General features: G+C 44.3%; 8 protein-coding genes. 4 read left to right on the forward strand and 4 right to left on the reverse strand.

Annotation, left to right across the window (positions count from 1 at the left end; all coding sequences use genetic code 11):
- Nucleotides 1-4 precede the first annotated feature (4 nt).
- From DWY79_RS09570 to DWY79_RS09580, 3 genes are all read right to left on the reverse strand, one after another.
- The gene (locus DWY79_RS09570) at nt 5-2281 is read right to left on the reverse strand and encodes a GH92 family glycosyl hydrolase (protein ID WP_057325868.1); all 2277 of its coding nucleotides are present in this window, start codon (nt 2279-2281) and stop codon (nt 5-7) included.
- Nucleotides 2282-2399: 118 nt separating this feature from the next.
- On the reverse strand, nt 2400-4670 hold the full coding sequence (locus DWY79_RS09575; protein ID WP_057325869.1) for a GH92 family glycosyl hydrolase: 2271 nt from the start codon (nt 4668-4670) through the stop codon (nt 2400-2402).
- 9 nt (nt 4671-4679) lie between these two features.
- The gene (locus DWY79_RS09580) at nt 4680-7034 is read right to left on the reverse strand and encodes a GH92 family glycosyl hydrolase (RefSeq protein ID WP_057325870.1); all 2355 of its coding nucleotides are present in this window, start codon (nt 7032-7034) and stop codon (nt 4680-4682) included.
- Nucleotides 7035-7392: 358 nt separating this feature from the next.
- Here DWY79_RS09580 and DWY79_RS09585 point away from each other — a divergent pair, with 358 nt between their 5' ends.
- From DWY79_RS09585 to DWY79_RS22735, 4 genes are all read left to right on the forward strand, one after another.
- Nucleotides 7393-10539: a TonB-dependent receptor gene (locus tag DWY79_RS09585; protein WP_005866430.1), complete on the forward strand. Its 3147-nt coding sequence runs from the start codon at nt 7393-7395 to the stop codon at nt 10537-10539.
- A gap of 27 nt (nt 10540-10566) precedes the next feature.
- A complete protein-coding gene (locus tag DWY79_RS09590) occupies nt 10567-12141 on the forward strand; it encodes a RagB/SusD family nutrient uptake outer membrane protein (protein ID WP_005866428.1) in 1575 nt (524 codons plus the stop codon).
- Nucleotides 12142-12587: 446 nt separating this feature from the next.
- Complete coding sequence (locus DWY79_RS09600) at nt 12588-12776, forward strand: hypothetical protein (protein WP_005866426.1); 189 nt, start codon at nt 12588-12590, stop codon at nt 12774-12776.
- Nucleotides 12777-13263: 487 nt separating this feature from the next.
- Nucleotides 13264-13407: a hypothetical protein gene (locus DWY79_RS22735; RefSeq protein ID WP_005866422.1), complete on the forward strand. Its 144-nt coding sequence runs from the start codon at nt 13264-13266 to the stop codon at nt 13405-13407.
- An 83-nt stretch (nt 13408-13490) separates the two neighbouring features.
- On the opposite strand, the gene DWY79_RS09605 is transcribed toward DWY79_RS22735, so the two are convergent.
- A complete protein-coding gene (locus tag DWY79_RS09605) occupies nt 13491-15083 on the reverse strand; it encodes a RagB/SusD family nutrient uptake outer membrane protein (RefSeq protein WP_008779636.1) in 1593 nt (530 codons plus the stop codon).
- Nucleotides 15084-15088 lie beyond the last annotated feature (5 nt).

Here is a 15088-nt window from a genome sequence, read left to right on the forward strand (position 1 = left end):
TTTTTTACTTAGGCATCGGAGCGGCAGAAGGAGGAGGCGTTCCCAATCCCCATTCCTTATTCGCTTTCGGCCCCATCTCTAACTCTAACAAACCACCAGCGGCGATATCGCTATGATTGAACCAAGGCTGGTTCAAGGTTACGCCGTTCAACTTAGCGGATTGTACGTATTTATTCTCATCGGATGCGTTATTCGCACGGATCTCGAACGTATTGCCGTTACCCATATCCACTTTCACGTCGGTAAACATCGGGCTACCGATATTATAGGTAGGAGAACCCGGAGTCACCGGATAGAATCCCATCTGGCTGAAAACAACGAAAGCGGACATACCACCACCGTCCTCATCGCCCGGCACACCCATCAAATCATTGCGGAACCATTGATTCAATAAGGTACGAATACGTTTCTGGGTCATCCAAGGCTTACCCGCATAATTATACAAGTACGGGATATGCAAGCTCGGCTCATTCGCCATAGAGAACATACCTACGTTACCCGTATGATCCGGAAGCGTGGAATAGAATTGCCATTTAGACATACCCAGCGGCGTATTGAACATGGAATCCAAGGCAGAGGTAAACGCCTCATTGCCTCCGATCAAAGAGATCAAGTCACCGATATTATGCTGTACGTCCCAACGATAAATATATCCGTTATTCTCATCGTAATAATCACGGGCACCTAGACCGCCATCATAACGGTAATCCAATGGATAGATAAACTTGCCATCCTTATCTTTCGGATGGAAGAAACCTGTCTCCGGATTAAATACGTTCCGGTAATTGTAAGAGCGACGCAAATAATAATCCGCCTCGTCTTTCTTTCCCAATTCTTGAGCGATCTGGGACAAGCACCATTCATCATACGAAGTACCTAAAGTCACTGCGATCGGCTGACGTTTTTCCCAAATGGATACGTTAGGCACCGTCTCTTTCTCTCCCGGTCTCAATGCGGGAATATAGCCATGTTCCTTGTAGAAATCATCCAACCAACCGGCGGGAGCGGCAGACCACGGGATCAAGGTCTTTTCCTCGATACCTTTCTTACAAGCGATATAGGCTTTTTCCAGCTCAAACCCACGCAAGCCCTTGCGGTAAGCGTCGATCACGGTAGCGACAGCATGGTTTGAGTTCATACGGCGTGTATCTCCTGTCACCTCCGGGAAGGTAGGCATCCAATCGGTACCCATCTGCTCCGCCATCAGGAGATAAGAGTTGATGATATCGTTCTCACGCTCATTATCGATCAAGACACGCAGGGGATGTGTAGCACGGTAGGTATCCCAAATCCAGTCGTCCGTATAGAAAGACCGTCCGCCATCCTCATGGATCTTTCCGTCGAAAGCACTGTAATAATGTCCGTCCTCGCTCAAGTTTATCGGGCGTTCGTAGCAACGATATAAAGAGGTATAGAATACGGTCTTCTCATCCTTGGTACCGCCTTGTACTTGTATTTTACCTAAAGCGTCGTTCCAATCGTTGCGGGCGATCTTCGCTACCACATCCACGTCGTAAGCGGCGATCTCACGCTCCAGATTCTTCTTCGCCTGTTCCTCGCTGATAAAAGAGATACCGTAGCGAACGCCAAGTTTCTTCACGTCCTCCCCGAAGGAAAGGGCGATAGCGGCATTGATACCTTCCACGGAAGTCTCGTTATAGTTGACACTGCCGTTCGACAATACCCCCGCTTTCACAGGCTTCTGGTTCGTCTCGGCATATAAAAAGACTTTCGTTTTCTTATCTATATATTGATAACCGCTTACGGCGTTACCATTTACTTGTAGCTGTCCGTTACGGCTGTTAAATACCAGATAAGCCGGTCCCTCTTTCTCGAAAGTGAGCGAATATACGGCACTTTGATGGGACGGGGCGAAGTCCACGTCGATTTCCTCATTATCCAGATATACCTGATAACGGTACGGCAAAATCTTCTCCCGGTCATAGCTATAAGCGATCACGGGTCGCAAGCCGGATTCGTCACCTTGATAAGGGCATAAATTGAACGCAGAACGCTCACGATGGTTTGTCACGATAATAGGCAAACCGCCCAGACGGTCGCCCGTGAAGTCCGCACGCTCCGGATATACACGTAGCATACTGTTCGGCAAATGCACGGTCGGGAAAGTAGGCACCAATAAATGGCTGATGTTTCCCATATAAGGATTCACGTAATCCACCGGGTCCATCGCCGAAGGAGAAGTCCCTCCCCCACCGGCGCATGACACCCACAGGAAAGCGGAAGCCAAAAGGGCCATCGAAGTTTTAAGCTTTGTCTTCATTTTGTCGATTATTAATTCGTTAATTATTCTTTGCTTCTCAGCCGGGTACTTTCCCGGCAATCCGTGAGACGTTGTCTCACTAGTAACTGAGCAAGCCGCTCACTGGTAAAGGAGCTATTTACTCAGCCGTCTTCGGACGATTTTCCGGGGCAGCTCCGAACTCCTTATTCGGTGTACTTCCCATCACAAAGGTAAGATTCCCTCCCTTCACGATATCATCATACAGGATATAAGAATTGTTATAAGGTTTACCATTTAACAACACGGATTGGATATATACATTCTCCTTGCTGTTGTTCTGGGCTACGACCTCGAAAGTCTTACCCTCCGGCAAATGAACGGAAGCCTTATCGAATAACGGGCTACCGAACACGAACACGCCATTGGAAGGATTTACTTGGTAAAATCCCAAGGCAGACATGATATGCCAAGCGGACATCTGGCCACAATCCTCGTTTCCGATGATGCCCTCCGGCTGGTCGGTATAGAACACATCTTGGATGTAACGAACTTTCTCGGCTGTCTTCCATTGCTCGCCGGCGTAAGGATAAAGATAAGTGACATGATGGCTCGGCTCATTTCCATGGGCGTACATGCCGATCAAGCCACTGATATCCGGAGAGGCGTTCTCTCCTAACTCACCTTCCACCAAGAACAAAGAATCCAGTTTCGAGATAAACGGAGCGTCGCCACCCATCAACTCGATCAAGCCTTCCGGATGCTGGGGCACGAAGAATGTATAATGCCAACCATTTCCCTCACAGAAATCGCCTACGCTATGTATGGACTGGATCGGATCGTACGGCGTACGCCAGCTGCCATCATTCATTTTCGGACGGATAAAGTTGATATCCTTATCGAAATACTGCGTATAATATTTACCACGTTTCAAGTAATTCTGGTAATCCTCCGTCTTGCCCATTTTCTTCGCCATCAAGGCGATACCCCAATCATCGGCTGCGTATTCCATCGCGATAGAAGTAGCCTCACGTACCTTATCACAAGGGATATAGCCTTTTTCCAACACGTACGGCACCCCGTTTTGCTTCTCATAGACAGAGGAAGCAACCATATAACGATACGCACGGTCGGCGTCAAAGCCGGTAAAACCTTTCAGATAGGCATCCGCGATAATAGGCACAGCGCTATATCCCGGCATTTGATCCGTCTCACCACCAATCAACGGCCAGATCGGTAATTTCTCTTGCTGGTCGTAAATGCTTAACATAGAGTTCACCAAATCCGACACATATTGAGGCTTGATAATCGTGAACAACGGATGCAAGGTACGATACGTATCCCATAGAGAGAAAGTGGAATAGTTCTTCCAAGTATTGTTCGTATACACCTTATCATCATGGCCACGGAAATCGCCATTCGCGTCGCAATACAACGTCGGAGCGATAAACGCATGGTACATGGCGGTATAGAAAACCTTCTTGGCACGCTCATCTTTCGTATCGATGGAGATACAAGACAATTGGTCATTCCATTTATCGATAGCCTCGTTACGAACCTCGTCGAAATCCCAATGAGAAAGCTCCGTACGTAAGTTAGCCAAGGCATTCTCACAACTTACGGAAGAGATAGCGACCTTTACCAAGGCGGTCGGGGCATCTCCCTTAAAGGTAATCACTCCCTTTACGGACTCGCCTGTCAACTCATCATTACCCGCGGCCTCATCATCGTTGAATACAGCCAAAGACTCGATCGGCTGATCACATTTCAACGTAAAGAATACTTTGTGACGTGGGCTCCAACCTTTGGAAAAACGGTACCCCTCGATCGTGTACTCATCAATCTTCTTCAAATAAGTGTCATACGCTTTATCACCGATACCTTCCTTCAAGTTGATCAAGAGGCGATGCTCGCTTCCCGACGGATACGTATAACGATGTAAAGCTACACGCTCGGTTGCCGTCAACTCCGCTTTTACGCCATTATCCATCAGCAAAGAGTAATATCCCGGAGCTACGGCTTCGTTGGCATGTTTATAATAGGAAGAAGCGGCTCCCTCTATATTATCTTGCTCGCCACGGGCGGTACGTACCTCGCCCGTATAAGGCATCAGAAGGATATCCCCCAGATCAGAACATCCGGTTCCGCTCAAATGCGTATGACTAAATCCGATAATGATACTATCGGAGTAATGATAACCGGAACACCAGTCCCATCCCTTAAAAATATTCTGAGGACCTACTTGAACAGCTCCAAACGGAACGTTCGCCCCGACAAATACGTGTCCGTGCTCTCCCGATCCGATATAAGGATCTACATATGCGGTAAAGTCTGTCTTGTTTTCCGTTTTCTCCGGTGTAGCACAGGAGTATGCGAAAAATGTCAGGCATATCGCTATGCCTGACATTAATGGTTTATGAATGAAATTCATCTTAATTGCTTATTTCTTCTTTTTACTAGGTTTTACAGAAATAGGGGAAAGTTTATTGATCCCTTCCTCGTTTACGGAGAATGAGTAAGGCATATCCTCCGGATTAATACCACGATTCATATTCGGCTTGTCACCCATCTTGAAGTCGATCACGCCACCCTTAAACAAATCGTTATGATCCAGATAATTCTTAGTGTAGTTCTTGCCGTTGAACGTCATGGATTCGATATAGATATTCTTATCGCTGTTGTTCGGGGCATTGATCACCAAGTTGTTTCCATTCTCAAAATGGATCGTAGCCTTCTTGAACAGCGGAGCGCCCAACACATATTGGGTCGTACCCGGAGCTACCGGATAGAATCCTAACGCTGAGAATACATACCAAGCGGAAGTCTGGCCATTATCCTCATCACCGCAATAACCATCCGGACCCGGAGTATACATCTTATTCATTACTTGACGTAACCAATATTGAGCCTTCCAAGGTTGACCCGCATAGTTATATAAATAAATCATATGCTGGATCGGCTGGTTACCATGAGCGTAGTTACCCATATTCATCACGGTCATCTCACGGATCTCGTGGATCACACCACCGTAGTAGCTATCATCGAACAAAGGCGGTACAGCAAATACGGAGTCAAGCATCATCACAAATGACTCCTTACCGCCCATCAAGTCGATCAATCCCTGAGGATCGTGGAATACAGACCATGAATAATGCCAGCTATTACCTTCCGTGAAAGCGTCACCCCATTTCAGCGGAGAGAACGGAGCCATAAACTCGCCATTCTCATTCTTGCCACGCATCAACTTGGTTTCCTTGTCGTACAGGTTCTTATAGTTCAACGCACGACGGGCATATAATTCCAATTCCTTTTTCGGACGGCCTAGTTGTTTAGCGATCTGCCAGATACACCAGTCATTGTAAGCATATTCCAATGTACGGGCGGCGTTCTCGTTGATCTTCACGTCGTAAGGAACATATCCTAACTTATTATAATATTCATGACCCAGACGTCCTGTAGAAGAGACCTTCGGGTGAACGTTTTCCGTACCATGGATCAAACCTTTATATAAAGTCTCCAAATCGTCAACCTTCACACCCTTCATATAAGCGTCTACCAAGATAGACGCCGAGTTATTACCGACCATGCAACCACGGTGACCCGGACTTGCCCATTCCGGGAAGAAGCCGCTTTCCTTATATGTATTGATCAAGCCCTCTTGCATCTCCTTGTTTACCGACGGGAACATCAAGTTCAAGAATGGGAACAAACTACGGAACGTATCCCAGAATCCGGTATCGGTAAACATATAACCCGGTAATACCTCACCATTATACGGACTGTAGTGTACCACCTCGCCCTGAGCGTTGATCTCATAGAACTTACGAGGGAACAACAATGAACGATAGAAACAAGAATAGAACGTACGATATTGATCCAAATCTCCACCCTCAACCTCGATCTTGCTCAAATGCTCATTCCAAACATCCTTACCTTTCTGAACCAAGGTATCAAAGTTATCGTTACCTAATTCCTTCATGTTGATAGCGGCCTGATCGAAGCTAATAAAAGAGGAAGCCACCTTCGCATGAACGATTTCACCCTTCTTCGTCTTGAAACCGATTACGGCTCCTACATGGTCACTCGTTTGCTCCTTCGCACCCTCTTTCAAAGAAGCGTCGGCAAATGTAGCCTCGTATGTGAAAGGCTTATCAAACTCGATCACAAAATAATTCTTGAAATTATCGGGAACCCCACCGCTATTCTTCGTTGAATAACCGATGATCTTATTCTCCTCCGGAATCACCTTGATATAAGACCCCTTATCCAAGGCATCCACCACGATATAAGAATGCTCGTTTTCCGGGAAAGTGAAACGGAACATAGCGGCACGATCTGTCGGCGTTAATTCCGTTACCACGTCATGCTCCGCCAGATATACCTTATAGTAATAAGCCTTGGCGATCTCTCCTTTATGCGAGAACCAGCTCGCACGTTTATCTTGGTCGAATTCCGGTTTACCAACCACCGGCATGATTGCAAATTGTCCGTAATCATTGATCCACGGGCTTGGCTGATGGGTCTGTTTAAAGCCACGGATCTTGTTAGCCGTATATACATACTGCCATCCATCTCCCATCTTTCCTGTCTGAGGAGTCCAGAAATTCATACCCCACGGACGAGCGATCGCCGGATAGGTATTTCCTGTAGACAACTCAAAAGAAGATTGCGTACCCATTAGCGGGTTTACATACTCTACTGGATCAAAAGCCTCATTCACAGCCGCTACCGCAGGTTTTCCCACCCACATCAACATCGCCGCTAAAGCTAAAGCCCAAACGCTTTTTTTCTTCATGATATAGCTATTTAATTAATAATATAATTTATCCGTTTTTGTGTTTTATATTCATAGTTGGACTACAAATATCCATTTAATTAACATGAATAGAAAGTGATTCTCGTGTCATTTATTTAGAAATATCCCTTTCTTTCTTATGAATTTCTGGCATTATACGAATCTAGGTGCAAATCTAACAAAAAGAATTAGAAAAAAGAAATCCAATGAGCTAGATCATGCCCTATTCATCGCACTTTTATCATTCCCGAAAAAGATTAAATATCACATGCGAGTTCCGTACGAACTATGTCTATTCTACAATATAATATTACATATAAATGTAATCAATCTAAACTTAATTTAAAACAAGAGCAAAATGACAAAGAATGAATCTAAGCTATTATCCCTTCAAGGGATAGCTAAAGCCTCAGCGTTCTGTTTGCTGCTTTCTGCCTTCTCTGTAGACGCCGCTATGGCCGTTCCCGCTTCCGCAGGTACGGTTGATGAAGTGATGGTCGTACAGCAGGGTAAGAAAGTGACAGGTATGGTTGTTGATGGTGCTGGTGAGCCTGTTATTGGCGCTAACGTGGTGGTGAAAGGCACTACAAATGGTACGATCACGGACTTCGACGGTAATTACTCGTTGGAAGGCGTGTCCGCAAATGACATCTTGGTGGTATCCTATATCGGTTATTTGTCCCAAGAGATCCCGGTGGAAAATCAATCTTCAATAAAAGTAACTTTAAAAGAGGACACTCAAACTTTGGACGAGGTTGTAGTTGTAGGTTATGGTACGATGCGTAAGTCAGACGTGACCGGTTCTATCGGTGTGGCTAAAGGAGACGACTTGACAAAGAATCAAAACTTTAGTGCGCTAGACAACTTGCGCGGTAAGGTATCTGGTGTAAACATCTTCTCAAACTCCAGCCAGCCGGGTGCTTATTCTAACCGTGTCGTTATCCGTGGTATGGCTACTATCAACGCTTCTTCAAACCCTCTATATGTGGTAGACGGTGTTGTTATGGAGAACTTCGACTTGGTGAACCCGAATGATATCGAGTCTATGGAGGTCTTGAAAGATGCTTCCGCTGCCGCTATCTACGGTGCTCGTGGTGCCAATGGTGTTATCATGGTAACTACGAAGCGTGGTAAGAAAGATGGTGAAGGTGTACAGGTTAGCTATCAAGGATCTGTCAGCGCAAGCCATATCGCTCGTAAGATGGATACGATGAACGCCCAAGAGTGGTGTGACGCATTCATGATTGGTCTGGAAAACGAGAATAAGTGGCAAGGTAAAAATTGGTCTTTGAACCGTGCTGATTGGTTTAATGATTCAGATTTCTTTGATGCAAACGGTAATCCTCTGTATGATACGAATTGGCAAGATGAGGCTACTCGTACCGCGGTTTCTCACAACCATCAGTTGAATATCCAACAAGCGGGTAAGAGCTCTTCAATGGGTGCTTTCTTGAACTATACGGATCAACAGGGTATTGTAAACAATACGTATAATAAGCGTATTAATGCGAAGTTGGCATACGACGCAAATCCTACGAAGTGGTTGTCTACGGCAGTCAATGTATTGGTTAACCATACATGGGGGCGTTATACGCCTGAGGATGGTGGTGGCCAAGAGGCTCGTCGTACCATGATCGAGATGGTTCCTTGGATGCCGATTCGCGATAAGAATGGTAAATATACCACTTCTACCTCTTCTTCCATTGGTGATGTATTAGGCTTTGAGGGTATGTCTAACCCAGTCATGATCTTGGATATGCAAAAACGTATGCGCTACAACACGCAGGTGTTTGGTAACGCCGCTTTGACATTCCACTTGGCTGAAGGTTTGGATTTGAAGACTCAACTAGGTCTTGACCATCATAATAAAACGTATAGAGGTTATTCTTCTATCGATTTGAACAACATCTCCATGCCGAATGGTTGGGCTGAGTACCAAAATTGGAATACACTTTATTGGCAGGAGGAGACTTACTTGACTTACAATAAGGTATTCGGTGATCATCGTATCAACGCTATGGCTGGTTTGTCTTGGCAAGAGCGTGTGCAAAAGTGGAATAAGGCACGAACAGAAGGTTTCTCGGATGATTTCTTTGAGGACAATAATATGTCCGCAGGTACAACTCCGGCATCTCCTGAGTCTTCTTACGATCGGTGGGCGATGAACTCTTATTTCTTGCGTTTCGCTTATACATATAAAGATCGTTACTCCGCAACCGTAACAGGTCGTGTCGATGGTTCCTCTAAGTTTGGTGAAAACAACAAGTATGCGTTCTTCCCATCTGCAGGTTTGGCTTGGAATATCTCTCAAGAGGATTTCATGCAAGATCAAAGCACGATCAGCAATTTGAAGTTGCACACTAGCTACGGTTTGACTGGTAACTCCGAGATTGACACTTATCGGTCATTGGCTCGTGTTTCTTCTGGTACGCTTTTGATCAACGATATTCGCGCTCCGTATTCTTACATCAGCTCTATGGCGAACCCGGATTTGAAATGGGAGAAGACTGGTCAGTTTGATGTTGGTTTCGAGATTGGATTCTGGCAGAACCGCTTGTCTTTCGATGTAGCTTACTATAACAAGAAGACAACCGACTTATTGTTGGATTGCCCGATTCCTCACACTACAGGTTTCACGACAGTGTATAAGAATATCGGTTCTGTAAGAAACCAAGGTATGGACTTAATGATCAGCGCACGCCCAGTTCAGACACAAGACTTCAATTGGAGTTCTACGATTAACTTAAACTTCAACAAGAACAAGATCCTTCAGTTGGGCGACAATAATGAGGATATCGAGATGAACAGCTGGGTAGGTGGTTCTGAAAGTATCTTGCGTGTAGGTGAGAACATGAGTTCTTTCTATGGCTACAGACGTTTGGGTGTTTATACGGAGGAAGATTTCAATAACGGCTTGTGCGAGAAGAACCAGATCGGTCGTGCGAAACGTACGGATAAGAAAGAGATCATCGGCAAAGGTATGCCGGACTGGACTGGAAGCTGGATCAACAACTTCTCTTACAAAAACTTCGATTTGACGATGGACTTGCAGTTCGTATGGGGTGTTGAGACCATGCAACAGTTCTACCACTCTACTTACGACCGTTTCGGTATCACGAATGGTTTGAGCAATATTTTATATGACGCATATAACGGATCGAACCCGAACACGATGCAACAGGCTGTTTACTTGTGTAACTCAGGCCATGCAGGTCAGGATACGACAGTAGATTCTCAATGGATCGCCAATGGTTCTTACTTGCGTTGTAACATGTTGCAATTGGGTTATACTTTTGACTCAAACGTGATTAGCAAGATCGGTTTGTCTGCTTTGCGTTTGTACGCAAGTGCGAATAACTTATTCTTGATTACTGCTAGCGATTTCACAGGTTACGATCCTGAGGGTACATCGCAGGGTGATAGTAATAAGTTCGGTCAGAACATGGTATTCTTCTCTTATCCAAGAGCGAGAACTTTCACGTTCGGTGTTAATGTAACATTTTAATTCATTTAATCAGTAGAATTTTTAGAAATGAAAAAAATATTGACAGTAGCGATTGCATGCGCTTGTTTAACCGGGTTCAGCGCATGTAATGATTTCTTGGAAGAGAAACCGAAGTCATCGTTGACAGCCCCGGATTATTACCAGACAGAGGCTCAAGCTCAGGCTAACGTGAACTATTTGTATCGTACGGGAGCTTCAAGTAAGCTCACAGGTGCGGGTAGTGCTTACGTAGGTCCGTTTGCCTCTATCACAGGACAATTGACCGGTTACTTTACAAACAGTTATGAAGGTCAGGAGCTGACTTGTAAATATTCTCGCGAGTTGACTCGTCAGCAGAATACGATGACTGTTTCCGTAACTATTGACGGTATATGGGATGATTGCTACAAGGCTATCAACGTAGCTAATGGCGCTATCAAGTATATCCCCGAGATCTCAATGGATCAGTCTTTGGCAAATCGTTTGATCGGTGAGGCAAAGTTCTTTAGAGCTTGGAACTACTTCAACTTGGTGAAGATCTTTGGTGGTGTTCCATTGACAGTAGAGCCGTACGAATCTATGGAGAACATGTATTTGGAGCGTGCTTCTGTAGAGCAAGTATATGCTCAGGTCGAATCCGACTTGAAGGATGCCGTTAATGCTTTGCCGGCTGCTACTTTCTACAACAATAGTAACCGTATCACGAAGTATGCTGCCGCTATGGTTTTGACTTCCGTTTATATGCAACAAGGTAAGTATGCCGACGCTGCTTCTGCGGTAAAGACGGTGATCGATTCTCCGCATGCTTTGGCAACCAACGATGATTTAGCATTGGGTTCTGCCTATAATAAGATCCGTACGACAGACGGTTTGGCTGAGTCTATCTATTCTTATGAGTACAACGCAACGATCAGTAACGGTGGTTGGTGGCCTACTTATGCGTTCAACTCAGCGGCTACAGCTATATTTGGTACGTATTCTATCTTTGAGCGTACATACGGGCCAACGAATCAATTCTTGAACGTGTATGCGGCAAACGACTTACGTATCCAGCCAAATCAATTCTTCCATTGGAATTATACAAATCCGGATAATGGCAAGACTTGGACGGCTCCTGAGAATGCTTGTGGTTGCTGGTTCTGGTATGATGAGGACGCTTTGTTGAACACAGGACGTTCTACGAAAGACCGTGATATCTTCCGTTACGCAGAGGCTTTGCTTGACGCTGCTGAATCTATCGCTCAGTCTCAAGGTGTAACAGCTGAGGCTGCCGGCTATTTGGCACAAGTTAAGGCTCGTGCAAACATGGAAGGTAAGACGGTAGCCGCAATTACTGCCGATCTTCAGAAATTAGGTAAGCAGGCCTTTATCGAGGAATGCTGGACAGAGCGTTTGCGTGAGTTCCCGTTGGAATTCAAGATTTGGGATGACTGTTTGCGTACAGGTAAGTTCCCTGTAATCTCTTCTACAGAGAAGGGTAAGGTTACATACGTTGACTTAGTTGGCGCAAAGAACGCTTCCGGCGCGACCTTCAAGTCTTCCGACTTGTTATGGCCGATCTCTTTGAACGAGATGCAACGTAACCCGAGTTTGACTCAAAATGAGGGTTATGCCGTTCAATAATAAATTTCAATAACTGATGGCTAGAGAGGGAGGGAATGAGCGATCATCCTTCCCTCTCTTTTTGGTAGCTTGATTAGTCAGCAAGTTGCATGAAACAATGTATAATATACAGAATTTTGGTTTGGTTGTCTTATTATTCACTTTCAACTATGAAAACAAAAGAGCAAGAAATGACATACTGGATTCTGCTAAGTTAGAAGGACGGTTGGAAGGTGAAGAAAAAAGAATGATTTTCTGAGCAGTACTACTGACTTACTCAAAGGATATATACTTATTTTGCCCACGCAGTATATATTACTTTGCCAAGTCACTAGTACTTCATAAACATCCTTTACTTTGACACAGGCTAGAGGATAAGCAATTGCTTCCTTCTGTAAACAAAAAACGCCCAAAATTGCTCTCTGCTATAAACAATTTGTTATATTTGCATATATATAAGTACGATTATGGAGCGATTGATAGAGATGTATCGAAAGAAGTTGCGATTTACCTCTACCGCCTTTATTAGAAGCACGGTGTACGAGATTAATCGGGATGCCCGGTTGATCGGTATAAGAGGTGCTCGGGGAGTGTACCGCAACAGCATATCAAGCGAAATTTTCCGCAAGACGAACGAACCATATATGTCAGCTTAGATAGTATCTATTTCTCTGACAATACATTATATGACTTTGCGGATCGTTTCGTGAAACGAGGAGGAACACGCTTACACTTGGATGAGGTACATAAATCCCCCCAGTAAAGCCAAGAGTTGAAGAATATATACGATGATATGCCAGAACTGCAAATTATCTTTACCGGCCCCTTTTATCCCGAATATCAGTAAGCTCTGCGAATGGATTAGTATCACGAGAAACGTTTTATTGACTTATCTAAACGTATTGGCAGAAAGTAAGCTGACCTACAACTGTTTCTACTTTTGGTATCTCTCGCCTGCAAAAGCCGGACAATATCTACTTGAAAAATAGAAATCTGATGTATATCCTCTCGCCTTTGAAAGCGAATATCGGCAACATGCGGGAGACGTTCTTTGCGAACCAATTGAAAAAGTCTCACCAAGTAACAACCTTAGATTTACATCCGAGTATTACAGATAAAATAGAAAGGATAAATTTGTAAAGTATGAGCGAAGCCAACGATTTTTTAGTGGATGGAATTTATACGTTCGAGATCGGTGGCAAACGAAAAAGGTACTCACCAATAGAAGGGATACCGGACGGTTTTATCGTTGCGGATGATATAAAAATAAGATCCCGTTATGGATGATGGGGTTCTTGTATTAAGGAAGAAAGGGAAGAATAATCACTCATCCTTCCCTTTCAGCCATCAGTTATTGAAATAAAAAGTAATTACTTCGCTGAATATCCCTCATTCTGAGTTAAATTCGGATTACGTTGGATCTCGTTTACAGGGATCGGCCAGTATAAGTCTGTTGCCTTGAATGTAGCACCGCTACCATTCTTAGCGCCAATTAAATCAACGAATTGAACCTCACCTTTGTTTGTAGCGGAGATTTGAGGGAATTTACCTGTACGAACACAGTCATCCCAAATCTTCATTTCCAATGGGAACTCACGTAAACGCTCTTTCCAGCACTCTTCAATAAAAGCTTGCTTGCCTAATCTTTGAAGCTCGGAAGCGATTGTAGAAACATCCTTACCTTCCATGTTAGCACGTGCCTTAACTTGTGCCAAATAGCCGGCAGCCTCAGCGTTTACCCCACTAGACTGAGCGATAGCTTCAGCGGCAGATAATAATGTTTCAGCATAACGATAGAAGTTCCAGTCTTTCGTACCCTTACCAGTCTCTAAGATAGCAGTCTCATCATACCAGTACCAGTTACAAAGCATCTTCATATCCAGAGTTGTTCCATCAACAGGATGCGTATATGTACGATGGAAGAACTGATTCATCTGGGCACGCAAGTCTTTCTCACCATACACATTCAAATAACGCTCGCTAACACCATACACATTTACCCACAAAGAGTATTTGTTTCCAGTAGAAGAATTAGCGAAGAATGTCGGAGAAATCAAATTGAATGCGTGAACCGGGATATTACCGTTAGGAGAAATAGCTGCGTCATATTCACGGGCATAAATAACCTCTGGCAGATCATCTGTTGTACGTAACTTATTGAACGCACTACCTTCCGCAAGGTTATCGTTAGTAGCCAAAGCGAATTTTCCGCTATTGATTACATCTTTCAATGGAGTAACCGCATTAGCGTACTCTCCTAGTCTCATGTAAACATCGGCCAGCAACATATCAGCCGCATATTTTGTCACACGGTGACTATTTCCTGCAAAAGTAGCATTAGGTAAATTCTCTACAGCAAACTGTAAATCAGGAATGATAACTGTATTGAAAACTTCCGATGCAGCCGTACGAGTCGGATATTCAACCAAAGTAGCATCTTCTGTAGGTTCTGTAACCATTGGAACATCACCAAACATTTTTACAAGATAGAAATAGTTCAATGCACGGAAGAAACGAGCCTCTGCTTTATACTGAGCTTGATTATCCATTTCCACACCATCAACATACTTGATAACTGCGTTCGCTACATTGATCGACTTATAACAACTTTTCCAAGTGTCATTAGTCAAATAATTACAACAAGATTGCGTAAAGTCCTGACGAGTCAACTGGCGAGCATAGGAACAGTCTACTTCCTGACCTTCATATTCATTCACGAAATAACCAGTTACCATGTTCATTACAGACAAGCTAGAACCTCTATAAGCACCAGTCATATTACCCATCTTATCAGGAGCACCATCACGATATAGATAATTGACATTGCCAATAATATCAGCACTTGTCTTATAATAGGTATCCAAAGTCAAGGACGACTTCGGATCCTCATCCAAAAAACTGTCACATGCGGTAAATCCTACCAATCCCGCACATAAAATAGCTGTTGTTAATATTTTTTTCATTGCAA

The sequence above is a fragment of the Parabacteroides sp. AF27-14 genome, assembly GCF_003635425.1.
Lineage (GTDB): Bacteria > Bacteroidota > Bacteroidia > Bacteroidales > Tannerellaceae > Parabacteroides > Parabacteroides distasonis.

Excerpts from the sequence above, each read along its gene's own strand:
- DWY79_RS09600 (WP_005866426.1), top strand. The coding sequence starts at position 12,588 with ATGGAGCGATTGATAGAGATGTATCGAAAGAAGTTGCGATTTACCTCT.
- DWY79_RS22735 (WP_005866422.1), top strand. The coding sequence starts at position 13,264 with ATGAGCGAAGCCAACGATTTTTTAGTGGATGGAATTTATACGTTCGAG.
- DWY79_RS09605 (WP_008779636.1), bottom strand. The coding sequence starts at position 15,083 with ATGAAAAAAATATTAACAACAGCTATTTTATGTGCGGGATTGGTAGGA.
- DWY79_RS09575 (WP_057325869.1), bottom strand. The coding sequence starts at position 4,670 with ATGAATTTCATTCATAAACCATTAATGTCAGGCATAGCGATATGCCTG.
- DWY79_RS09590 (WP_005866428.1), top strand. The coding sequence starts at position 10,567 with ATGAAAAAAATATTGACAGTAGCGATTGCATGCGCTTGTTTAACCGGG.
- DWY79_RS09585 (WP_005866430.1), top strand. The coding sequence starts at position 7,393 with ATGACAAAGAATGAATCTAAGCTATTATCCCTTCAAGGGATAGCTAAA.
- DWY79_RS09570 (WP_057325868.1), bottom strand. The coding sequence starts at position 2,281 with ATGAAGACAAAGCTTAAAACTTCGATGGCCCTTTTGGCTTCCGCTTTC.
- DWY79_RS09580 (WP_057325870.1), bottom strand. The coding sequence starts at position 7,034 with ATGAAGAAAAAAAGCGTTTGGGCTTTAGCTTTAGCGGCGATGTTGATG.